The organism is Rhodovulum kholense (assembly GCF_003053725.1).
GTDB lineage: Bacteria > Pseudomonadota > Alphaproteobacteria > Rhodobacterales > Rhodobacteraceae > Rhodovulum > Rhodovulum kholense.
Map to the genome: position 1 here is coordinate 50,798 of NZ_QAYC01000009.1, position 22,473 is coordinate 73,270.

Sequence of the window (22,473 nt, forward strand, 5' to 3'; positions counted from 1 at the left end):
TCAGGCTCCTTTGGGCAAAGTGTGAAGATCGAAAGCGGCGATGGCCTCCATGATGCCTGCGGCGCCATGCGCCCGGGCGATGTGCAGATGGTCGAGGTCGCGGACCCGCTCGACCAGGGCGGGTTCGGAATTGCCGACGGCAACGGCGTTGAGACCGCATTCCAGCATCGACAGGTCGTTCAGCGTATCGCCCGCGGCCAGCACCCGGCCCTCGGGGATGGCCAGATGCGCGACCAGCCGGCGCAGGGACGGCCCCTTGGACACGCCCTTGGGCAGCACGTCGAAATAGCAGTCGGCCGAGATCAGCCAGTCGAGCCCCATCGCCTCGACCTTCGCCTCGGCCGAAGGGTCGTAGGTCTCGGGGTCCATGTCGAAGCTGACGCGGTAGCGGAACTCGGTGGGTTGCAGCGTCAGCCCCGGATGGCCGTCAAGCGCCGCGCGCACACGCGCGCCGCTGTCATCCCAGCGCCGCGAGATATCCTCTTCCAGCGCCGGGATCGGCCGGATCGCCTCGCCGGGATGAACCTCGGCAATCGAGGTACCGACATCGCCGACCACGTATTCGGGCCAGGGCAGGCCGTTCTCGGCGCACATCTCCATGATGAATTCCGGGTCGCGCCCGGTGACGAAGATCAGTCCCACGCTGGCGCGGTTGGCCTCGATCCAGTCGTAAAGGCGTTGCCGCTCGGCCTCGGTCCCGCCAAGGAAGGTGCCGTCCAGATCGGTTGCCAGCACGAAGCGGCGGTCCGACAGCGGCGGATGGGGGGCGGTGGCAAGGTTCATGAGGACACTCCGAAAGGCAGGGGAACGGTCGGGGCGGGATGGTCGAGCGACAGCGTCAGGGCGCGCGGCTCGGCCTCGATCGGCCGGGTCCAGAGCGCCGAGAAGCTGCGCTCGAGATCGGCCCCCTCGTGCAGCACGGCATTGACCGTCTCGCAGATCGGCATCGGCACCTCGATCTGCCGTGCCAGATCGATGACCGAGCGGGCATTGACCTCGCCCTCGACCACGACCGGGCGGCCGCCGAAACAATCGGCGCGCGCGATGCCCTCGCCAAGCTGGGTGCCCAGCGCCATGTTGCGCGAGGTGGTCGAGGAACAGGTCAGCGTCAGATCGCCCGCGCCCGACAGCCCGGTCACGGTCTCGCGCTGCCCGCCCAGGGCCTCGGCCAGCGCCTTCATCTCGTCGACGCCGCGGGCAATCAGGGCCGCGCGGGTGTTTTCGGCAAAGCCCGCGCCCGACATCATCCCGCAGGCGATGGCGATCACGTTCTTGACCGCGCCGCCGACCTCGACGCCCACCAGATCGTCCGAGACATAGGGCCGGAAGCCGTGGCCCCCGACCGACATCGCCATCCGCGCCGCCGCGCTGGACTGGGGCGCCAGCCGGTCGGCATAGGTGAAGGGAAAGGCCACGGTCGCCGCGGTCGGGTGGCCCAGCGCGGTCTCGCGCGCGAAGGTCGGCCCCGAAATCGCGCCGATCGGATGGCCCGGCAATTCCTGCGCCGCGACCTCGGACAGAAGAAGCCCCGATCCAAGCTCGATCCCCTTGGCGCAAAGCGCAATCGGGATGCCCGGCGGCATATGCGGCGCCGCGGCCCGGCACATCTCGCGCAGCGTCGCCGACGGCGTGACCATCAGCACCGCCTCGGCCCCGTCCAACGCCTCGGCCAGCGAGGCGGTCGCGTGCAACGTCTCGCCCAGCTCGATGCCCGGCAGATATTGCGAATTCCGGCCGGTGGCGGCGATCTCCTGCGCCAGCGCCGGGCGCCGCGCCCAAAGCCGCACTGCACGACCGTTGCGGGACAGTACGCGCGCCAGCGCCGTGCCCCAGGACCCGGCGCCCAGCACGGCGACCGTCCCGAACGGAGAGGATTGCCGGTCCCCGGATGCGATGTCTTTCATGTCTGGTCGGACTCCCTGCCATCTGTCGGAAGGACGGGCCCGGGAAAGCGTTGAAAGCCGCCTCCGGGCCGGCCCGCGGTACGCCTGCGCGCGGCCGCCCTATCGATGCCGTTGCGATACGGGAAGGATACGGGCCGCAAGCGCGGCGATACGCGCCAGCCAAAGCTATGCCGTTACTTCGTCAAATCAAGCATTCGCCGCACCGCAGCATCAATGCGAAGCGAAATCGAGGGCGCCCTTCTTCGTTCTGCTCACGAAATATGCACCGCGACCGGTTTTTGCGCCCTTCGGCCAGTCCAGTCGGGTCTGCAGTTCTGGAAGGCAAAATCCGTAGATTTCGGCGGGAGGCGAGCCACCTGTCCCTTGGCCTCGCCGCCCTTCCGCCCGCCGCGCGACCGCCGAAGGCCAGCATCGGTGGACCTTCATTCGCCCCACGAACCATTCCGAATGCTAAGCATTTTTGACCCGTCAGGCCGTTTCATCCGGCGGCCAACCGGGCGGCCGAGACCAGCAGCGGCGCGAGGCAGACATTCAGCAGACCGACCAGCACCATGACGAGTCCCGCAACCGAGCCCTCGACCGGACCGATCTGATGCGCCCGGGCGGTGCCCGCGCCATGGGCAGCAACCCCCAGAAGCGCGCCCCGCGCCAGGGCCGAGCGCACCGGCAGCCAGGCCAGCACCACATCGCCCAGCGCCGCGCCCAGCACACCGGTCATCACCACGAAGACGGCCGTCAGATCGGGCAACCCGCCGATATCGGCCGAAACCTCCATCGCGAAGGGCGTGCTGATCGACCGGGGCAGAAGGCTCAGCCGCAAGCTTTCGTCCAGCCCGAACAGGCTTGCCAGCCCCCAGCTGACCGCCACCGCCGTCGCGCTGCCCGCGACCATGCCGACCAGCAGCACCGGCCAATAGCGCCGGATCAGCGCGCGCTGTTCGTAGATCGGCACCGCGAAAGCCACGGTCGCCGGGCCCAGCATCAGCATCAGCCAGCCCGCGCCGCGGATATAGTCGCGATAGCTTTCATGCAGCGCCAGCACCGCGATCATCAACAGCGCGGGCGCCACCGCCAGCGGCATCAGCCACCAGCGCGACCAGCGCCGGTAGACCCGTTTGGCCAGCAGATAGAACCCCACCGTCAGCGCCGTCCAGCCGGCGACCGGCAGAAGCTGCTCAGTCCAGTGCAGAAGGCTGTCCATGCCCCCCGATCCCCCAGCGGCAGCACAGCTCGACCGTCAATGCGGTGACCGCCATGACCGCAAGCGTACCCAGAACGATGATCAGCAGGATCTGAAGCCCCAGAAGTCCCAGGAATTCGCGGTGGTTCAGCACCGCCAGAACGGCCGGCACGAAGAAAAGCAGCATCTCGGCCAGGAACCAGTTCGCGCCCCGCCGCAGCGTGCCCGCCCGCACCAGTCCCGAGCCCAGCAGCGCCAGCGCCGCCGCCATCCCGACCAACCCGCCCGGAAGCGGCAGCCCGGTCAGCCGCACCACCGCCTCGCCGGCCAGCCAGAAGCCGACCAGAAGGCCGATCTGCACCAGGCGGCTCCGGCGCAGGGCGATGCGAAGCTGTCGGGCAAGGGCATGGGCGGTCACGATCTCTACTCCTGAAGACGCGCGGGAAACGTCCCGCAAGGGGTTCATGTGGGCAAGATGCCGCATTCTTCAAATGACTTGTTTGACTGACCCTCAGTCGTTATCGGAATAGGCATGGAGTTCAGGACGCTCAGGGTCTTTGTCGAGGTCGTGCGCGCAGGCGGGTTCTCGGCCGCGGCCGGGCGCGTGCATGCAACCCAGTCGACGATCAGCAAGGCGGTGCGCCAGCTTGAGGACGAGATCGGGGTGCCGCTGCTCAATCGCGGCCCGGCAGGCGTCACCCTCACCGCCGCGGGCCGGATCGTGTTCCAGCGCGGCCAGGCCCTGCTGGCCGACCGCGACACGCTGATGACCGAGCTGCAGGAACTGGCCGGGCTCAGGCGTGGCCTGCTGCGTATCGGGCTGCCGCCGATCGGGTCGAGCGAACTTTTCGCGCCGGTCTTCACGCTTTACCGCCAGCGCTATCCCGGGGTCGACATCACGCTGGTCGAACATGGCAGCGACCGGCTCGAAGAACTGCTGCGGGCCAGCGAGATCGACCTGGCCGCCTCGCTTCTGCCGGTGTCGGACGAATTCGACTGGCGCCCGGTGCATCGCGACCCGCTGGTCGCGCTGATGGCCCCCGACGCGCCGCTGGCGCAAAGCCCGGGGCCGATCACGCTCTCCGATCTGCGCGCCATGCCCTTCATCCTCTTCGACAGCGGCTTCGCGTTGAACCGGATCATCCGCGCCGCCTGCACCCGGCATGGGTTCGAGCCCGAGGTGACCGCGCGGTCGAGCCAGATCGACTTCATCATCCGGCTCGCGGCCGCCGGGCTGGGCGTGGCCTTCCTGCCCCGGCTGATCGCCCGGGCGCGGGTGCATGTGCCGGTGGCGCAGGTGCCGCTGGACGAACCCTCGACCGACTGGGTGATGGCCACGCTCTGGCGGCGCGGCGCCTATCTGCCCCAGGCCGCCCGCGCCTGGCTCGAGATCGCAGCCAGCCGCCCCGACTAGCCGGGGGGCGAAGCGGACTCCCGAAAAGAACAAAACGGGAATATACTCCCGACTCGCCATGTTCGCCGAACTCGACGCCACCTCGAATTTCACCTTCCTCACCGGGGCCTCGCATCCCGAGGAATACATGGCGCGCGCCGCCGAGCTGGGGCTTGCGGCGCTGGCCATCGCCGACGAGAACACGGTGGCGGGCATCGTCCGCGCCCATGTCGCCGCGCGCGAGATTGCCCGGGCCGCAGGCCGGGGCGAGGCCGCGCCCAAGGCCCTGCCCCGACTGCTCCCGGCCACGCGGCTGGTGCTGACCGACGGGCTCAGCCTCACCTTGCTGCCGCGCGACCGCGCCGCCTGGGGGCGGCTCTGCCGGATGCTCTCGGCCGGACGGCTCCGGGCCGCCAAGGGCGCCTGCCGGCTCGGCCTCGACGACCTCATGGACTGGGGCGATGGCGCCGAACTCCTGCTCCACCCGCCACAGGCGCCACGCCTGCAGGGCGGCGCGGTCGCATGGCGGCCACAGGCGGACCGGCTGACGCGCCGCTTCCCCGGCGCCGTCGCGCTCGCGATGGCCCCGGCCTATGACGGCGACGACGCCGCCCGCTTCGACCGGCTTGCCGCGCTCGCCGCAGATCTGGGGCTCGACCCCGTCGCCACCGCCAGTCCGATCCTGCATCACGGCCGCCGCCGCAGGCTGGCCGATGTGCTGACCGCGATCCGGACCGGCACCCGGGTCGACGCGCTGGGCCGGGCAGCACTCGCCAATGCCGAATGCCGCCTGCGCAGCGAACCCGAGATGCTGCGGCTCTTCCGCGGCCACGAGGCCGCCGTCCACCGCGCGGGCGAGATTGCCGGGCGCTGCGGCTTCTCGCTCGACGAGCTGCGCTACGAGTACCCCTCGGAATGCAGCGATGGCGAAACCGCCCCCCGGCGCCTCGCCCGGCTGGCCGAGGCCGGGCTGGCCTGGCGCTATCCGCAGGGCGCGCCCAATCGGGTCCGGGCGATGATGGATCACGAACTCGCGCTGATCGGCAAGCTCGGCTACGAACCCTACTTCCTCACCGTCAACGAAATCGTGGCCTTCGCCCGCAGCCGCGGCATCCTCTGCCAGGGCCGCGGCTCGGCCGCCAATTCAGTCACCTGCTACGCGCTCGGCATCACCTCTGTCTCGCCCGAGATCGGCACCATGGTCTTCGAACGCTTCGTCTCCGAGGCCCGCGACGAGCCCCCCGACATCGACGTCGATTTCGAACACGAGCGCCGCGAAGAGGTGATCCAGCATATCTACGGCCGCTACGGCCGCCACCGCGCCGGGCTTTGCGCCACCGTCATCCATTACCGCGGCAAACGCGCGATCCGCGAGGTCGGTCGCGCCATGGGGCTCAGCGAGGACACGCTGGCCGCCCTCTCCAGCCAGGTCTGGGGCTGGGGCTCGGGCCGGATCGCGCCCGAGCGACTGACCGAGATCGGGCTCGACCCCGCCGACCCGCGGCTCCGCCGCACCCTCGAGCTGATCGAGGAAATCCAGGGCTTTCCGCGCCACCTCTCGCAGCATGTCGGCGGCTTCGTCATCACCGAAGGCCGGCTTGACGAGCTGGTGCCGATCGAGAACGCCACCATGGAAGGCCGCACCGTCATCTGCTGGGACAAGGACGATATCGACGCGCTGGGCATTCTCAAGGTCGACGTGCTGGCGCTGGGGATGCTGACCTGCCTGCGCAAGGCCTTCGACCTGATCGACGGCCACCATGGCCGGCGCTTCGACCTCGCCACCCTGCCCGCCGAGGACCCGGCCACCTATGACATGCTCTGCAAGGCCGACAGCCTTGGCGTGTTTCAGGTCGAAAGCCGGGCGCAGATGAACTTTCTGCCCCGGATGCGGCCGCGCAGCTTCTACGATCTGGTGATCCAGGTCGCGATCATCCGGCCCGGGCCGATCCAGGGCGATATGGTCCACCCCTATCTGCGGCGCCGCAACCGCGAGGAAGAGGTGCGCTTTCCCTCGGACGCGCTGGGCCAGGTTCTGGGCAAGACCCTGGGCGTGCCGCTGTTCCAGGAACAGGCGATGCAGATCGCGATCCTCGGCGCGGGCTTCTCGCCCGAAGAGGCCGACCGGCTGCGCCGTTCGCTCGCCACCTTCAAGAAGCACGGCAATGTCAGCGCGTTCCGCGACCGGTTCCTGGCCGGAATGGCGGCGAACGGCTATGAGGCCGAGTTCGCCGAACGCTGCTTTTCCCAGATCGAGGGCTTCGGCAGCTACGGCTTTCCCGAAAGCCATGCCGCCAGCTTCGCGCTTCTGGTCTATGCCTCGGCCTGGATCAAGCGCCACCACCCGGCGGTCTTTGCCTGCGCGCTGCTGAATTCCCAGCCGATGGGGTTCTACGCCCCCGCCCAGATCGTGCGCGACGCCCGCGCGCATGGGGTCGAGCTGCGCCCGGTCTGCGTCAATGCCAGCCGCTGGGACAACGCGCTGGAACCCGACGGCCGTGGCGGGCTGGCGCTGCGGCTGGGCTTTCGCCAGGTGCGCGGCCTGCCCGAGGACGAGGCCGCCTGGATCGCGGCCGCGCGCGGCAACGGCTATGCCTCGGTCGAGGATCTCTGGCGCCGGGCCGGGCTTGGCCCCGGGCTGCTGACGGTACTGGCCGAGGCCGACGCCTTCGCCGCGCTGGGGCTCGGCCGACGCGAGGCGCTGTGGGCGGCCCGGGCGCTGGGCGGCCCCGAACGCGTCGCCGCCCCCCTGCCGCTTTTCGCCCGCGACCTCGACGGCGAAGGCCGCGCCGAACCCGCCGTCGCCCTGCCCGCCATGACCGAGGGCGAGGAGATCGTCGAGGACTACCTGGCCCTCCACCTGACGCTGCGCGCCCATCCGGTTGCGCTGCTGAGAAAGCGGCTGACGCCGCCCCATTCCCTTGCTAGGCTTCCCTTGTGATTGTACCGGTCGGGGCAAGCTCGCCCACGATGGCCGTGGACCGAGGGCGAATGATGCAGACAGCGCGACCGCGGGCGGTACGGACGGCCCGCCCCACTTCCGCCAGGACAGCCCCGACGCAAAGCCGGATGCAGGCCCCGCCCGATACGGCGCTCGACAGCCTCACCGAAACCGCAGACCGAAGCACCCCCGTCCGGGCCCTGGTCGCGCTTCAACGCCTTGCCGCCGCCCCGGCCGCCAGCCCCGCGCCCATTCAGCGGCTGCTGGACACCGGCAACAGTTTCGACATCTTCAAGACCGAGATCCGCGGACGGAACCCCAAGCAGAACAAGGACCTCGATACGGCGCTGCGCCAGCTTTACACGGCCGCCAAGGACGCAAAGGTCACGATCCCCTATGACTGGCTGGTGGGCCAGGCCAAGCAGGCCGGAAACTCTGCAAAGGCAGTTCGCGGCCTGATCTCGGGGCTCGAGGAACGGGCCGCCAGCATGCGCGACAGCGACCTCTCGGGCGATCGCGGCCACATGATGGGCCGCCATCTGACGGTGGACCGCGAATTTCAGGAAGACCGGTTGCGAAGAACGCCCAATCTCGATCAGGTCACGCGGCTCGACCCCAGAACCTACGAAGTCCAGAAATACCAGAACTATGTCGACCACCTGCGCAAGCATGTCCTGGACGACATCCGCCAGATCATGAAAGACACCGCCAAGACCGTCGGCAACCGTATGGAAGACGAGGAGTTTCAGGCGCTCACCAATAACGGCGCCCGCCAGACCTACCTGCGCGAATTTGTCGGAAGTCTCGATAACACGGTCGATACCGACGTCTACATGCTCGACGTCACCATCACCCTGCGCGTCACGAACAACCCCGCCGTGATCGGTCTCAAATGGGAGCCGAGCGTCGAGTCGGTCGACACCTTCTCGAAGATCATCACCGCGCGCGATCCCAAGGAGGAGCACTCTGCCGACAAGTACATCGAATACGACGCGCACGAGACCGTCACGATGTACTGGGGCAGCAACGCCCCAGCCCTGGAGGGGATCGCACTGGGCACGTCTGCGGACACGCTGCAGGGCCTGGTGCAAAGCCTCGATCTTCCGATGGGCGTCACGCAGTTCTAGGCGCGTCCCGGACCCGGCGGCCTTATCTCAGCCGCCGCAGTACCGCCATGCTGGCATAGCCGTCGGGGATCAGCCCGACCGCGCTTTGATAGGCCCGAAGCGCCGAGACCGTGTCAGGCCCGATCCGTCCGTCGACACCATTGGTGTCGAAGCCTGCGCGGGTCAGACGCTCCTGCAACTCCTTGCGCTCGGCCGAGGCCAGCGCCCGGTCGTCGCGCGGCCAGGCGCCCCGGATCGGCCCGCCCCCCTTCAGCCGGTCGGCCAGATGCCCGACCCCGATCACATAGGCATCGGCGGGGTTGTAGCGTTCGATCACGCGGAAATTGTCGAAGACCATGAAGGCCGCGCCCCGCGCGCCCGCAGGCAGCAGGATCGCCGCACGGCCATAGTCGCGCACCGCCCGACCGCCCATGTCGCGCACCCCAAGACGCGCCCAGTCCGAGGGCATCCGCTTGACCGAGCGGTCGGCCAGCCGGTGATCGAAGCCCCGCGGCAGCTGCACCTCGACGCCCCAGGGTTGCCCCTTGGTCCAGCCGAAATGCGCCAGATAGGCCGCGGTCGAGGCCAGCGCGTCGGTCGGATCGTCCGACCAGATGTCGCGCCGCCCGTCGCCCGTGAAATCGACCGCATGCGCGAGGTAAGAGCTTGGCATGAACTGGGTATGGCCCATCGCCCCCGCCCAGCTTCCGGTCATGTGCCGGGCATCGGTATCGCCCGCCTGAATGATCTTCAGCGCATCGACCAGCTGGGTCTCGAAGAACGCGGCGCGGCGGCCGTCATAGGCCAGCGTCGCCAGCGAATCTACGATCGGCGCCGAGCCGCGATAGCTGCCGTAAGAGGTCTCCATGCCCCAGATGGCGGCCACGATCTCCTTGTCGACGCCATAGCGCGCCTCGATCCGGGTCAGCACCGCGCCGTATTGCGCCAGCGCCGCGCGGCCGTTCTGCACCCGGGTCTCGGACACCGCGCTGTCGAGATAGTCCCAGATCGGCTTGACGAATTCCGACTGGTTGCGGTCGCGCCGGATCACGTCGGCCTGGAAGGTCACGCCCTCGAAGGCCCGGTCGAAGACGCCGGGCGCGATGCCCTGCGCCAGCGCACGGCCGCGAAAACCCGCGATCCAGCCCGGAAAGCCCCGCGCCTCGTCGGCGATGGTGTCGGGTGCGACGGCTTCGGCCAGGGCAGCGGCGACGGCAGGGCGCAGGTCAGGGCGGGTTTCGGGGCGCAGGCTCCGGCTCATTTCCGGCGTCTCCGGACGGGGCAAGGGCCGGGGCGCGCGGTCGAGAACCGCATCCGCGGGACTGCCCAGGACAAGGGCAACCCCAAGGGCAACCCCGAGGCCGGGGGCCAAGGATCTGTGTCGGGTCATCTGCTCGCACCTTTTGTCAGGCTTTGAGCCAGTGTAGCGCAGGTCCGTTCAACCGCAAAGCGGGGTTTCGGGGGCGGCTTTCGCCCAGCCGGTCGCAGGCGCCGGACCGCGCATCGCTCAGCGGCGGGTCCGCTTGACCTTGCGCTTGACCTTGTCGGATTTCGCCTTGGCGCCCACCACCTTGCGCCGCACCGGCTTGCCGCGCCCGCGCACGGCACCGCGCGGCACCGCCCGGTCCTCGATCGACAGAAGCTCGAAGGTCAGCCCGCCTGTTACCGGCACTGCCTCGGCAAGCCGCACCGTCACCCGCTGGCCGATGCCGATCACCAGCCCGCTATTGGACCCCATCAGGGTCTGGGCGTCGCGGTCGTGGTGGAAATACTCGTTCCCGAGCTCGCGGATCGGAATGAGCCCGTCCGCCCCGGTCTCGTCGAGAGAGACGAAGACACCGAACCGGGCGATTCCCGAGATCCGGCCGCCAAATTCGTTGCCCACCCGTTCCGACAGATAGGCCGCAAGGTAGCGGTCGGTGGTGTCGCGCTCGGCCGCCATCGAGCGCCGCTCGGTCTCGCTGATATGCTTGGCCGTTGCTTCCAGTTCGTCCACATCCTCGGGACTGAGCCCGTCCTTGCCCCAGCCATGGGCCGAGATCAGCGCCCGGTGCACGATCAGATCGGCATAGCGCCGGATCGGCGAGGTGAAATGGGCATAGGATTTCAGCGCCAGACCGAAATGGCCGAAATTCTCGGGGAAGTAATAGGCCTGGGTCATCGAGCGCAGCGTCGAGAGGTTGATCAGCTCGGAAAACTCGGTCCCCATCGCCTGATCAAGCAGGTCGTTCAGCTGGCGGGTATGCAGCACCTGCCCCTTGGCCAGCGTGAAGCCCGAGGCGCCCGCCACCTCGCGCAGCGCATCGAGCTTTTCGGGGCTCGGCTCTTCATGGACCCGGAACAGAAGCGGGCGTTGCAGCCGGGTGAGTTCCTCGGCGGCGGCGACATTGGCCAGCACCATGAATTCCTCGATCAGCCGGTGCGCATCCAGCCGGTCGCGGAACTTCACCGAGGCCACCTTGCCCTCGTCGGACAGTTCGATCCGGCGCTCGGGCAGGTCTAGATCCAGCGGCTGGCGCGCCTCGCGGGCCCGGATCAGCGCTCGATAGGCGGCGTAAAGCGGGTGGATCACCTCCTCGAGCAAGGGCGCGATGCGCTCCGAGGGCGTGCCATCCTCGGCCGCCTGCACCTCCTCATAGGCGAAGGCCCCGGCCGATTGCATCAGCCCGCGGGTGAACCGGTGCGACAGCTTGTGGCCCGAGGCGTCGATCTTCATCCGGACCGCCATGCAGGCGCGCGGCACGCCCTCATGCAGCGAACACAGATCGCCCGACAGCCGGTCGGGCAGCATCGGCACCACCCGGTCGGGGAAATAGGTCGAATTGCCCCGCCGCCGCGCCTCGCGGTCAAGCCGCGAGCCCGGGGGCACGTAATGGGCGACATCGGCGATGGCGACCCAAAGGACATGGCCGCCCGGATTGGCCGGGTCGTCATCGGGTATTGCCAGCACCGCGTCGTCGCGGTCGCGCGCGTCCGCGGGGTCGATGGTAACCAGCGGCAGTGCCCGCAGATCCTCGCGGTTGCCCAGCCCCGCGGGCTTGGCGCGGTCGGCCTCGGCGATCACCTCGTCGGGGAAGTCGTCGGGGATGCCATGCTGATGGATCGCGATCAGGCTGACCGCCTTCGGCGCGGTCGGGTCGCCCAGCCGCTCGACGATGCGGGCGCGCGGCAGGCCCATGCGGCCGCGCGGCCCCGCCAGTTCGGCCTCGACCAGTTCGCCATCCTTCGCGCCATGGGTCAGGCTGGCGGCGACCGTCCATTCCTTGTCGGCGCCCTTGTCGATGGGCACGATCCGCCCGCCCTCGGTCGCCTTGCGGAAGATCCCGAGGATGCGTTTCGGGTTCGAGCCGATCTTGCGGATCAGCCGCGCCTCGTACTGGTGATCCTCGGCGCGGACCTCCTGCAGCTTGGCAAGGATCCGGTCGCCCTCGCCCAGCGCGGCGTCGCTTTGCCGGGGCAGGTACAGCACCTTCGGCGCCGCGCCCTCGCCATGCCATTCCAGCGGCCGGGCAAAAAGATCGCCATCGGCATTGGGCGCGAGGATCGAGAGAACGGTCACCGGCGGCAGCTTTTCGGGGTCGCGGTAGGTGCGTTTGCGCTTTTCCAGATGGCCCTCGTCTTCAAGCTCCTTCAGCAGGCGCTTGAGGTCGATCCGGTCGGCCCCCTTCAGCCCGAACGCCTTGGCGATGTCGCGCTTGTTGGTCTGGCCGGGATGGGCGGCGATCCAGTCGAGGATCTCGGTCTTGGCGGGGATGCGGGTCATGGCCGAGACCTAGCACGCGGCCCCTTCGCCGTCAGCCGGAAAGCGCGGGCGCGTCGGCGAAACGGATCAGCCGAAATAGCCGCTCAGGATGCGCGTGTAGATCCGCTTCAGCTCGTCGATCTGGGCGGTCTCGACCCGTTCGTCGACCTGATGCATGGTCTTGCCGACCAGCCCGAATTCGACCACCGGGCACAGATCCTTGACGAAGCGCGCATCCGACGTGCCGCCCGAGGTCGACAGCTCGGGCTGCCGCCCGGTCTCGGCCTCGACCGCATCGGCCACCAGCGCCGACAGCGGGCCCGGGGGCGTGACGAAGCTCTCGCCCGAGACCTTGATTTCCATCCCGATCTCGATGCCGGTCTCTTCGGTGACCCGGGCGGCCTCGGCGGCCATCCAGTCGGCCAGGCTCTCCGAGCTGTGCGCCTCGTTGAAGCGGATGTTGACGGTGGCCCGGCACTGGCCCGGAATGACATTGGTCGCCGGATTGCCGGTATCGAAGGTGGTCACGGCCAGCGTAGAGGGGTCGAAATGCCGGGTGCCCTGATCGAGACTGTAGGCATCAAGCCGCTGCACCAGCCGCGCCAGCGCCGGGATCGGGTTGCGGGCGCGCTGCGGATAGGCGGAATGGCCCTGCACGCCGCGCGCGGTGAAATAAGCCGTCATCGACCCGCGCCGCCCGATCTTCATCATGTCGCCCATGGCCTCGCGGCAGGTGGGCTCGCCGACCAGACAGACCGCCATATGCTCGCCCTCGGTCTGCATCCAGTCCAGCAATGCGATGGTGCCATCGGTCGCGTCGCCCTCCTCGTCGCCGGTCAGGGTCAGCACGATGGCGCCATCGGGCGGGGTGTCGGTCACGAAGTCGATGGCGGCGGCGACGAAGGCCGCGACGCCCGACTTCATGTCGGTGGCGCCCCTGCCCCAAAGCTGGCCGTCGCGGATCTCGGCCCCGAACGGGTCGGCGGTCCAGGCGCCGGTGTCGCCCGCGGGCACGACATCGGTATGGCCGTTGAAGCCGAAGGTCCGCTCGTGCCCCCGCCCGCCCCAGCGCGCGAAGAGGTTCGAGGTGCCGTTCCGGTCGACCCGGCGGCAGTCGAACCCGGCCGCCGACAGCCGGTCGGCCAGCAGGACCAAGGCGCCGCCTTCGGTGGGCGTGACCGAGCGGCAACGGATCAGCTCGGCAGTGAGGGCGACGGGATCGGTCATCGGCGGCTCCGGCGTGGCGTTCGGTCAGACCGATACCCCTGCGAAAGCCATGCTGCAAGGCGGCGTGGACATGTCGGCGCGGCCCCGGTGCCGTCCGCGCGCGGCGGGCGAGCCTCCGCTGGGCCTAGAGCACGCGGGTCGAGACCCGGCCGACTCCCTCGATCTCGACGCTGCAAGTCTGTCCGCGGGCAATAGCGCCCACGCCCGCCGGGGTGCCGGTATAGATCAGGTCGCCCGGGGCCAGCGCGACCAGCCGCGACAGGTGCGAGACGATCTCGGGCACGGACCAGATCATGTCGCGAAGATCGCCCTCCTGCCGCAGCACGCCGTCAACATGGCAGACGATCCGGCCCCGGGCGGGATGGCCGATCCGGGCGGCAGGCTGCAGCGCACCGCAGACCGCCGAGGCATCGAAGCCCTTGGCCATGTCCCAGGGCCGACGCGCGGCCTTGGCCGCCGCCTGCAGGTCGCGCCGGGTCAGATCGTTGCCCGCCGCATAGCCCCAGACATGGTCAAGCGCGGCCGCCGTCGGGATATCGGCGCCGCCCCGGCCCAGGGCGACCACAAGTTCGGCTTCGTGATGCAGATCGGCCGTGGCGGGCGGATAGGCGATATCGGCATCGCCCGTCACCAGCGCATCGCCGGGCTTGGTGAAGAAGAAGGGCGGCTCGCGGTCGTCCGCCCCCATCTCGCGGGCATGTTCGGCATAGTTCCGGCCGACGCAGAAGATCCGCCGCACCGGAAAGCGCGCCGCGTCTCCGGCGATGGTCAGCGCCGGGACCGGCGGAAGCGGCAGGGCGTAGGCGGTCATCGGCGGATCACGACGGGGGCTGGCCGAAGGTGCTGCAGGTCGAGCCGTGCGATTGCAGGCGGCGACAGGCCTGATCGGCCTCAAGCTCTGTCATGCCGACGAAATTGGCCTCGAACCCGCGGCGGCCCTGCACCACCTTGCGCAGGGCGTTGTCGAGAATGCCCATCTCCTGCAGGGCGGTGCGCAGCAACACACGCTCGGCCTGATAGCGCGAATTGTAGTTGCCGACATTGATGCCCCAGTAGCGCCCGCCCGAAGACGACATCCGCGAGACGATCTGGGGCTCGTCCTCGGCCAGCGCCAGTTCGACCGCATCGGGCGCGGCGGGCGGGGCAGAGGCCGCTGCGGCGGCCGCGGCCGCGACGGCGGCAAGATCGGTGGCGGCGGGTTCGGGGGCCGCCGCGGCGACGGCCACGGAGTCCGTGCCGGGGGCGGGCGCCACCGGCGCAGCGGTTTCCGGCGCCAGACCGTCGGGCCGGGCCCGCGGCGGGATCGAGACCGCAAGAGCCGCGCGGGATGCAGGGGCTTCGGACGCGACTTCGGCTGCGGGAGCGGTCAGTTCGGCCTTGGCCGCGTTGACCGAGCTGCTGACATCGGCGGCGAGAGCCGCGATCAGCGCCTCGGTCGGAGCATGCGAGCCGGGGCGGGCCCGCGGCCGCACCGAGCGCGCCAGAAGCGCCTGGGCCGGCGCGGCCTCGACCGGCGGCACCGCCGCAAGGCGGGCGGCTCCGGTCAGATAGGGCGGCTTTTGCGGGCTGCGCAGGGCGACGCGGCTGGGCGCCTTGCGGAAGCCCAGATCCAGGAGCTTGGCGACCTCGGCGTTGCGCGCGGCGGTGCTGCGCCCGCCGAGGACAGTGGCGATGATGCGTTCCTGCCCGCGCTTGGCAGAGCCCACGAGGTTGTAGCCCGCCGCATTGGTATAGCCGGTCTTGATCCCGTCGGCGCCGGAATAGCTTCCGAGAAAGCGGCGGTTGGTGCTGTAGACCTGACGGCCGCCGGCATCGTCGGTCACCCGCGAAAAGATGTTATAATAGCCCGGATAGTCGTAGACGATGTGCCGCGCGAGGATGGTCAGGTCGCGCGCGGTCGACAGATGGCCCTCCTCGGTCAGCCCGTTGGCATTGCGGAAGGTGGTGCGGTTCATGCCCATCGCCCGGGCGGTGCGGTTCATCCGCCGCGCGAAGGCGGCCTCGGACCCTTCCAGCGCCTCGCCTATGGCGGTGGCCGCGTCGTTCGCCGACTTGATGGCGGCGGCCCGGATCAGGTACTTGAACCGGATCTTCTGACCGGCACGCAGGCCCAGCTTGGAGGGCGGCTCGGAGGCCGCATGGGCCGAGATCGTCACCACGGTTTCAGGGGAAATCTCGCCGTGCTCGATCGCCTCGAAGGCGAGATACAGCGTCATCATCTTGGTCAGGGAGGCCGGGTGCAGCCTCGTATCGGCGTTCTCGGCATGCAGCACTTCCCCGGTCCGGGCATCGACCACGAACGAGGCCGAGGGCGCGGCCCGAAGGCCGGTCGCGGCAACCGAAATGCCAAATGCAAGGATTGCGAATAGAAGCGCGTGCCGAACGCACAGACTCGCTCGTCTCACGGGGACCTGCCTTTTCACTGCCTCTCGCCACCCGATTGTCGTGCCGGGCGGTCCTGTTTCGTGGTAACCTTACCACGTTGCGCAACGAGGGAAAACACCCGTGTTTCAATGGCATTGGCCACGTTCTTGCGACACTGCAACATGTCGCGGTCGCGCGGGGACCGGCTACAACATGTCAGTCCAGCCGGGCGATCAGGTCCGGCAATTCGCCCAGATGGCACAGCTCGGCAAAGCGCGCATGGGCCCGGGGCGGCTCGGCATGTTCCAGCTCCCAGGTCAGGTCATGCGGCACGAAGACCCCCCAGGCGCCCGCCTCGATAGCCGGAATCACGTCGGATTTCAGCGAGTTGCCAACCATCATCGCGCGTTCGGCACCGTCGCCGTGACGGGCGAAGATGGCACCGTAGCGGGGCGCCGTCTTGTCGCTGACGATCTCGACACCGTCGAACAGGTCGCCCAGCCCCGACTGCGCCAGCTTGCGCTCCTGATCGAGAAGATCGCCTTTTGTTATCAAAAGGATGCGATGCGTTCTCGCCAGCGCCAGAATGGCGTCGCGGGCCTCGGGCATCAGCTCGATCGGGTGGCGCAGCATCTCCTGCCCGGCCGCCAGCAGTTCGCGGATCACGGCGGCGGGAACCCGCTCTTCGGTGACCTCGATGGCGGTCTCGATCATCGACAGCACGAAGCCCTTGATGCCGAACCCGTACTGCCCGACATTGCGGCGCTCGGCCGCCAGCAGCCGGTCCATCAGCGCCTCGGACGGGACGTAATCCGCCAGGAGATCGGCGAATCGCGCCTGCGTCAGGCGGAAGAAGCGTTCGTTCTGCCAAAGCGTATCGTCGGCATCGAAACCGATGGTTGTCAGGTTTCCGGCCATTCCCGTCCCCTCGCGCGGTTCCGCGTCCCTTTTCAGACCGGCCCTTTTCAGACCGGGGCGTCCGCATATATAAAACCACTTGAGCTGAACACCACAACCTTCGCCGGAGCCCGGACCCCGTGACGAACGACCTTCGCATGATGGCCGACAAGAGTGGCGACCCCGAAGGCGAAACCGGGGTCATCACCAAGACCAAGCCAAAGACCCAGCGGCCGCCGCTTTACAAGGTGCTGCTGCTGAACGACGACTACACGCCGATGGAATTCGTCGTGCATGTGCTGGAGCGTTTCTTCGGCATGAGCCACGCCCAGGCCTTCGAGATCATGCTGGTCGTGCACAAGAAGGGCGTTGCCGTGGTCGGCGTGTTCAGCTTCGAGGTGGCCGAGACCAAGGTCGCCCAGGTGATGGATTTCGCCCGCCGTCACCAGCACCCCCTGCAATGCACGATGGAAAAGGAGTAGGGCCCAAGGCCCGCCCGTCCATGACAGTTTCCAGACTGACCCTGGCGCTGCAAGGCGGCGCCGTTTCATTGCCGCCCGAGGGGCGGATCGCCGTCTTCGACGCCCCGGCCACGGCCGACCTGTCGGCCCTGCCGCAGGACCGGGTGCAGATCGTCCAGGGCTTCGCGCCCGACCATGCCGCCTGGGCCGCGCGCGGCTGGGAGGTCGCGGTCGCACCCTCGGGCGCGTTCTCGGCCGCACTTGTCCTGCTGCCGCGCGCCAAGGCCGCGGCCCAGGCCCGGCTGGTCGAGGCGCTGGGGCTGACCGGCGGCGGGCCGGTGCTGGTCGACGGCGCCAAGACCGACGGGGTCGACAGCCTTCTGAAGGCGCTGCGCCAGGGCGGCGCCGAGGTCTCGGCCCCCTTCGCCAAGGCCCATGGCAAGACCTTCGCGGTCCGGGCCGACCCTGCGGACTTCGATGCCTGGCGCCCCGGCGCGGGCGAGCTGGTGGCGGGGCGCTACCGCACCCTGCCCGGCGTCTTCTCGGCCGATGGCGTCGACCGCGGCTCGGCGCTTCTGGTGGGCGCGCTGCAGACGTCGCTGAAGGGCCGGGTCGCCGATCTGGGCGCGGGCTGGGGCTATGTCGCCGCCGAGGCGCTGGCCGCCCATCCCGGCATCGCCGAGATGCATCTGATCGAGGCCGACCACGCGGCGCTGAGCTGCGCGCGCGAGAATGTCAGCGACCCGCGCGCCCGCTTCCACTGGGCCGACGCCACCGCCTTCACCGCCGAGAAGGGCTTCGACACGGTGCTGACGAACCCGCCCTTCCATGTCTCGCGCGCCGCCGATCCGGGGCTCGGGCGGGCGTTTCTGGCGGCGGCGGCCCAGCTGCTGGCGCCGCACGGACAGGCGCTGATCGTCGCCAACCGGCACCTGCCCTATGAACGCGACTTGGCTGCGCTGTTCGGGGAAACCCATGAAATCGGCGGCGATGCGGGGTTCAAGCTGCTGCTGGCGCGGCGGCCGTCTCGCCGCCCCCGGTGAAATCGCATAGTCTGACCAACCGAATCAGGAGGCTCCGCCATGTCTTTCTCCATCCAGGGCAAGACTGCCATCGTCACCGGCGCGGCCAACGGGCTGGGGCTGGCCATCGCCCGGCATTTCAGCGACCGCGGCGCGAACGTGATGTTCGCCGACCGGGACGAGCCGCGGCTGGTCGACGAATGCGGCAAGAATCCCGAGACCGAAAGCACGGTGCGCTACTTCGCGGGCGACCTGCGCGAGCGGCTGACCATCGCCAACCTGCTGTCGGCCACCATCGACGCTTTCGACCGCATCGACATCCTGGTCAATGCCAGCCGCCAGATGGTGCTGTCCGATCCGCTGGACCCAGACAATGACGGGTTCGACGTGATGATGGAGCAGAACGTGATGACCTCGCTCCGGCTCAGCCAGATCGTGTCGCGGCGGATGATCCGTCAGGCCGAGGAGGCGGGCCAGACCGAGGGACAGGCCGGCGCCATCGTCAACATCTCGTCGATCGCCGCGACCCGCACCCATGGCGAGCTTCTGGCCTATTCGGTCAGTTGCGCGGCGCTGGAACAGCTGACCCGCTCGATGGCGGTGGCGCTGGCGCCGCACCGGATCCGGGTCAACGGCGTGGCCTTCGGCTCGGTGATGTCTGCGAGCCTGCAGAACATCCTCAAGGACCAGCCCGACTACCGCAACGAGATCCGCTCCCACACGCCCCTCGGGCGCATCGCCAAGGCTTCGGAACTCAGCGAGACCGTTCAGTTCCTGTCCGCGGACGCGGCGCAGTTCATGACCGGCCAGATCCTTGCCGTAGATGGCGGGCGCACCCTGATCGACCCGGTGGCCGCGCCCGCGCACTGACCGGCGCGCCGCCTCGCCTATTGCTTGCCGGTGACCGTCCCGCTGGCCGGATAGCGGGCATCGCAAGCGGACAGCGCGCGCGCCGCGCGCCGCGCGGCCTCGGACCGCTTGGCCTTCAGTTCGGCGAGGTTGCGCCGTTCCGCATCCAGATCGACCGCCACCGGCACCTCGCGGATCCCCACGTCCGGATAGTCGCAGAAGGTGAACCCCATCGCCGGGCTGCGCCCGAAACGCGACCCATAGCAGAAATCGAACCGGGTGCGTTCATAGGGTTCGCGGCGATAGCCGTATCCGCGCGCGATGGTCTGCTCGGACTCGCGGATCAGCGTGTCGAGCACGCGCAGGTCGTAAAGCGCCGCGCGTTCGCAGGACTGGCGCGGCGTGGCGCAGGCGGCAAGCGGCAGAAGCAACAAGAGGGCTAGCTTTCGCATCGAGGGACTCCCGGTCGGATGGCCTATCCTACGCCGCGGCGCGGGGCAACGGAACCGTGCGGCATGGTGGCGCGGGCGCGGATAAGCTGATAACCGGTTAACAAAACAGGGAGACGCGCGCGATGACCGAAATGTTCGACGACCGGAAGGCGCAGGCCTCGGCCTGGTTCCGCAGCCTTCGCGACGAGATCGTGGCCGCCTTCGAGGCGCTGGAAGAGGCCCCGCCCCCGGCGCCGGTGGCCGATCTCGCGCCGGGCCGGTTCAACGTGACCGAGACGCGGCGCCAGTCCGAGGACGGATCTGATGCCGGCGGCGGCCTGATGAGCGTGATGCGCGGCGGCCGGATCTTCGAGAAGGTGGGCGTCAATGTCTCGACCGTCTATGGCACGCTGAACCCGCGCGCGCAGGCGGCCATGGCCGCGCGCAAGGGGCTTGAGGGGATGAAGGACGACCCCCGGTTCTGGGCCTCGGGGCTGAGCCTGGTGGCCCATATGCGCAATCCGCACACGCCCGCCGTCCACCTCAACACCCGGATGTTCTGGACCCCGCATGACTGGTGGTTCGGCGGCGGCACCGATCTCAATCCCTGCCTGCCCCACGACGCGGACACGGCCGATTTCCACGGAGTGCTGAAGGCGCATTGCGACCGGCACGACCTCAGCCATTATCCGCGCTTCAAGGCCTGGGCCGACGAGTATTTCTTTGTGCCGCATCGCGGCCGGGTCCGGGGCGTCGGCGGCATCTTCTTCGACGACCTGAATTCGGGCGACTGGTCGGCGGATTTCGCCTTCACCCAGGATGTCGGCCGCGCCTTCCTGCCGGCCTTCCTGCCGCTGGTCGAGCGGCGCGCGGGCACTGCCTGGACCGAGCGCGACCGCGAGGCGCAGCTGGCGCATCGAGGGCTTTATGCCGAATACAACCTGCTTTACGACCGCGGCACACGCTTCGGGCTCGAGACCGGGCATGACCCGGAAGCCGTGCTGATGAGCATGCCGCCGCTGGCCAGCTGGCCCTGAGCCCGCGCCAGAGGCCGGGTTTCAGTCGTCGCCGGACGCGCAGATCAGGTCGATCAGCAGGTCGAGGGTCTGCGCGGCCTGGTCCCATTTGCCGCCCGACCGGTTCGGGCCATCGGCATCCAGCGCCAGAACCGCGACGCCATGGATCGTGGTCCAGAGCAGAAAGGCAAGCTCGCGCGCCTTGCCGGTGCTCCGTCCCCGATACGCACGACAGCGCCGCACGCCCTCGGTCAGCGCCTCGAGCGAGTCGGGCGGAACGATGACATCGATGATATGGGCGATCCCGCCATCGCCCGGATCGCAATAAAGAAGGCGATAAAGCGCGGGGTTCGTCCGGGCGAACTCAAGATGGGCGCGGCCGCCCTCGCGCAGGCGTGTGGGCGGGTGCCCGTCCGGGTCGAAATAGCGGGCGGTCAGCCGGGCCGCGAGCCGGTCGTAACAGACCCGCCGCAATTCCGAGACCAGCGCATCCCGGTCGGGAAAGGCGGCCCGCACCCGGCCCTCGGGAACCCCCGCGGCCTCGGCCACCTCGCCCAGCGTGAACCGCGCGGTTCCGCGCTCGCGCAGCAGCAAGATCAGGGCATCGACGACCCTGACGCGAAAGCCGGACGCGGCAAAGAGTTCGGACGGTTGGGCCATGGGTCCCCGGTCAAGGCATGCGGCAAATTCAACTATAGCTAGCGACCGCAACCGACACCTTCAACCTGACCAAAAGGCGGGCCTCGGCGGGAAAACGCCCGCGCGAAGCGATCCGCGCGGGCGTTTGCCGTGTTCCGTCCCGAAGGGTGCGCCTCAGGCGCGCAGGGCCTCGAGCATCACCGTCACATTCTCGGGATCGGCATCAGGGGTGATGCCATGGCCGAGATTGAAGATATGCGGCCCTTTCGAGAAGGCTTCCTTGATGCGCCTGGTCTCGTCGATCAGCGCCTGGCCGCCGGTGACCATCAGTTTCGGGTCCATGTTGCCCTGGACGCAGCCGTCCTTCTGCACGTTCTCGACGGCCCATTCGGCCGAAACCGAATTGTCGAGCGCGACGCAATCGGCGCCGGTCGCCCTGGCGAAACCGATACACTTGTCGCCCGCCTCGCGCGGGAAGGCGATGCAGGGCAGGCCCGGATGGCGCGCCTTCATCTCGGCGATGATCCGTTTCGCGGGCTCCATCGCGTATTTGTCGAAGGCCTCGCCCTTCAGCGACCCGGCCCAGCTGTCGAAGATCTTGACCACTTCGCAGCCCGCCTCGACCTGTTTCGACAGGTATTCGATGGTGGCGTCGGTCAACAGGTCGATCAGCGCCGCGAAGGTCGCCTCGTCCTCGGTGCGCAACGCATGGGCCGGCGCCTGGTCCTTGGTGCCGCGACCGGCGATCATGTAGGTCGCGACCGTCCAGGGCGCGCCGGCAAAGCCGATCAGCGTGGTCTCTTTCGGCAGCTCGCGCGACAGGATCCGGCAGGTCTCGTAGACCGGGGCCATGTGGTCGTGGATGTCGTCCTTGCCCTTCAGCGCCTTCAGACCCTCGGGGCCGGTGATCGTCGACATGCGCGGGCCTTCGCCCGTTTCGAACCACAGCTCGGCGCCCAGCGCCTGCGGCAGCAGCAGGATGTCGGCGAACAGGATGGCGGCGTCGAACCCGTAGCGGCGGATCGGCTGCAGCGTCACTTCGGCCGCAAGCTCCGAGTTGTAGCAGAGCGACAGAAAGTCGCCCGCTTCGGCCCGGGTGGCCCTGTATTCGGGCAGATATCGCCCCGCTTGCCGCATCAGCCAGACCGGGGGCACGTCCATCGTCTCTCCGGAAAGTGCCCGCAGCAGTTTTTTAGTTTCCGCCATCGTCGTCCCCGTTTATGTGTGCGGCCTGTCGTCCCCTGCTTGCGTCAGCATGTCAAGACAGGCCGAGTTGTCAGGACGACGTGACGCGATTAGAG

20 protein-coding genes are annotated in these 22,473 nt (G+C 68.9%); 7 read left to right on the forward strand and 13 right to left on the reverse strand.

All coding sequences use genetic code 11. From position 1 onward, the window contains the following. The 4 genes from C8N38_RS12695 to C8N38_RS12710 all read right to left on the reverse strand — a co-directional run bounded on the left by C8N38_RS12695 (position 1) and on the right by C8N38_RS12710 (position 3,502). The gene (locus C8N38_RS12695; protein WP_108027558.1) at positions 1 to 783 is read right to left on the reverse strand and encodes an HAD-IIB family hydrolase; all 783 of its coding nucleotides are present in this window, start codon (positions 781 to 783) and stop codon (positions 1 to 3) included. Next, a complete protein-coding gene (locus C8N38_RS12700) occupies positions 780 to 1,904 on the reverse strand; it encodes an NAD(P)H-dependent glycerol-3-phosphate dehydrogenase (protein ID WP_108027559.1) in 1,125 nt (374 codons plus the stop codon). The genes C8N38_RS12695 and C8N38_RS12700 overlap by 4 nt, the downstream gene beginning before the upstream one ends. A 478-nt stretch (positions 1,905 to 2,382) precedes the next feature. After that, positions 2,383 to 3,105, reverse strand: coding sequence for an LrgB family protein (locus tag C8N38_RS12705; protein ID WP_108027560.1), 723 nt, complete (start codon positions 3,103 to 3,105; stop codon positions 2,383 to 2,385). Further along, the gene (locus C8N38_RS12710) at positions 3,080 to 3,502 is read right to left on the reverse strand and encodes a CidA/LrgA family protein (RefSeq protein ID WP_215731140.1); all 423 of its coding nucleotides are present in this window, start codon (positions 3,500 to 3,502) and stop codon (positions 3,080 to 3,082) included. The genes C8N38_RS12705 and C8N38_RS12710 overlap by 26 nt, the downstream gene beginning before the upstream one ends. A 114-nt stretch (positions 3,503 to 3,616) precedes the next feature. Between C8N38_RS12710 and C8N38_RS12715 the strand changes: the two genes are divergently transcribed. The 3 genes from C8N38_RS12715 (at position 3,617) to C8N38_RS12725 (ending at position 8,545) form a co-directional block, all read left to right on the forward strand. Then, positions 3,617 to 4,498: a LysR family transcriptional regulator gene (locus tag C8N38_RS12715; RefSeq protein WP_108027561.1), complete on the forward strand. Its 882-nt coding sequence runs from the start codon at positions 3,617 to 3,619 to the stop codon at positions 4,496 to 4,498. A gap of 58 nt (positions 4,499 to 4,556) precedes the next feature. Continuing rightward, positions 4,557 to 7,418, forward strand: coding sequence for an error-prone DNA polymerase (locus C8N38_RS12720; RefSeq protein ID WP_108027562.1), 2,862 nt, complete (start codon positions 4,557 to 4,559; stop codon positions 7,416 to 7,418). A gap of 128 nt (positions 7,419 to 7,546) precedes the next feature. Beyond that, positions 7,547 to 8,545, forward strand: a complete 999-nt coding sequence (locus C8N38_RS12725) for a hypothetical protein (protein WP_108027563.1) — start codon at positions 7,547 to 7,549, stop codon at positions 8,543 to 8,545. Between the two features lie 22 nt (positions 8,546 to 8,567). On the opposite strand, the gene C8N38_RS12730 is transcribed toward C8N38_RS12725, so the two are convergent. The 6 genes from C8N38_RS12730 to C8N38_RS12755 all read right to left on the reverse strand — a co-directional run bounded on the left by C8N38_RS12730 (position 8,568) and on the right by C8N38_RS12755 (position 16,775). Then, positions 8,568 to 9,785 (reverse strand): lytic murein transglycosylase, encoded by a 1,218-nt coding sequence (locus tag C8N38_RS12730; RefSeq protein ID WP_342750301.1) that lies wholly within the window; start codon positions 9,783 to 9,785, stop codon positions 8,568 to 8,570. 246 nt (positions 9,786 to 10,031) lie between these two features. Then, a complete protein-coding gene (gene rnr, locus C8N38_RS12735; RefSeq protein WP_108027565.1) occupies positions 10,032 to 12,287 on the reverse strand; it encodes a ribonuclease R in 2,256 nt (751 codons plus the stop codon). A gap of 66 nt (positions 12,288 to 12,353) precedes the next feature. Further along, positions 12,354 to 13,493 (reverse strand): succinyl-diaminopimelate desuccinylase, encoded by a 1,140-nt coding sequence (gene dapE, locus C8N38_RS12740; protein WP_108027566.1) that lies wholly within the window; start codon positions 13,491 to 13,493, stop codon positions 12,354 to 12,356. A gap of 124 nt (positions 13,494 to 13,617) precedes the next feature. Further along, complete coding sequence (locus C8N38_RS12745) at positions 13,618 to 14,304, reverse strand: fumarylacetoacetate hydrolase family protein (RefSeq protein WP_108027567.1); 687 nt, start codon at positions 14,302 to 14,304, stop codon at positions 13,618 to 13,620. Positions 14,305 to 14,311: 7 nt separating this feature from the next. Then, positions 14,312 to 15,898, reverse strand: a complete 1,587-nt coding sequence (locus tag C8N38_RS12750) for a D-alanyl-D-alanine carboxypeptidase family protein (protein WP_181498004.1) — start codon at positions 15,896 to 15,898, stop codon at positions 14,312 to 14,314. A 175-nt stretch (positions 15,899 to 16,073) separates the two neighbouring features. Beyond that, positions 16,074 to 16,775, reverse strand: a complete 702-nt coding sequence (locus C8N38_RS12755) for an HAD family hydrolase (protein ID WP_108027569.1) — start codon at positions 16,773 to 16,775, stop codon at positions 16,074 to 16,076. 140 nt (positions 16,776 to 16,915) lie between these two features. Here C8N38_RS12755 and clpS point away from each other — a divergent pair, with 140 nt between their 5' ends. The 3 genes from clpS to C8N38_RS12770 are packed head-to-tail and all read left to right on the forward strand — an operon-like array spanning position 16,916 to position 19,107. Beyond that, positions 16,916 to 17,236, forward strand: a complete 321-nt coding sequence (gene clpS, locus C8N38_RS12760; RefSeq protein WP_075787469.1) for an ATP-dependent Clp protease adapter ClpS — start codon at positions 16,916 to 16,918, stop codon at positions 17,234 to 17,236. 20 nt (positions 17,237 to 17,256) lie between these two features. Next, positions 17,257 to 18,258, forward strand: a complete 1,002-nt coding sequence (locus C8N38_RS12765) for a class I SAM-dependent methyltransferase (RefSeq protein WP_108027570.1) — start codon at positions 17,257 to 17,259, stop codon at positions 18,256 to 18,258. Between the two features lie 39 nt (positions 18,259 to 18,297). Beyond that, entirely contained in the window at positions 18,298 to 19,107 is an 810-nt protein-coding gene (locus tag C8N38_RS12770) for an SDR family NAD(P)-dependent oxidoreductase (RefSeq protein WP_108027571.1), read from the forward strand. Positions 19,108 to 19,124: 17 nt separating this feature from the next. On the opposite strand, the gene C8N38_RS12775 is transcribed toward C8N38_RS12770, so the two are convergent. Next, positions 19,125 to 19,538: a hypothetical protein gene (locus tag C8N38_RS12775; RefSeq protein ID WP_146176274.1), complete on the reverse strand. Its 414-nt coding sequence runs from the start codon at positions 19,536 to 19,538 to the stop codon at positions 19,125 to 19,127. A gap of 131 nt (positions 19,539 to 19,669) precedes the next feature. Here C8N38_RS12775 and hemF point away from each other — a divergent pair, with 131 nt between their 5' ends. Beyond that, the gene (hemF, locus tag C8N38_RS12780) at positions 19,670 to 20,554 is read left to right on the forward strand and encodes an oxygen-dependent coproporphyrinogen oxidase (RefSeq protein ID WP_425440046.1); all 885 of its coding nucleotides are present in this window, start codon (positions 19,670 to 19,672) and stop codon (positions 20,552 to 20,554) included. 21 nt (positions 20,555 to 20,575) lie between these two features. Here the strand turns inward: hemF and C8N38_RS12785 are convergent, their stop codons facing one another. Further along, positions 20,576 to 21,193, reverse strand: a complete 618-nt coding sequence (locus C8N38_RS12785; protein WP_108027574.1) for a TetR/AcrR family transcriptional regulator — start codon at positions 21,191 to 21,193, stop codon at positions 20,576 to 20,578. A 153-nt stretch (positions 21,194 to 21,346) separates the two neighbouring features. Further along, entirely contained in the window at positions 21,347 to 22,378 is a 1,032-nt protein-coding gene (gene hemE / locus C8N38_RS12790) for a uroporphyrinogen decarboxylase (RefSeq protein ID WP_108027575.1), read from the reverse strand. Positions 22,379 to 22,473 lie beyond the last annotated feature (95 nt).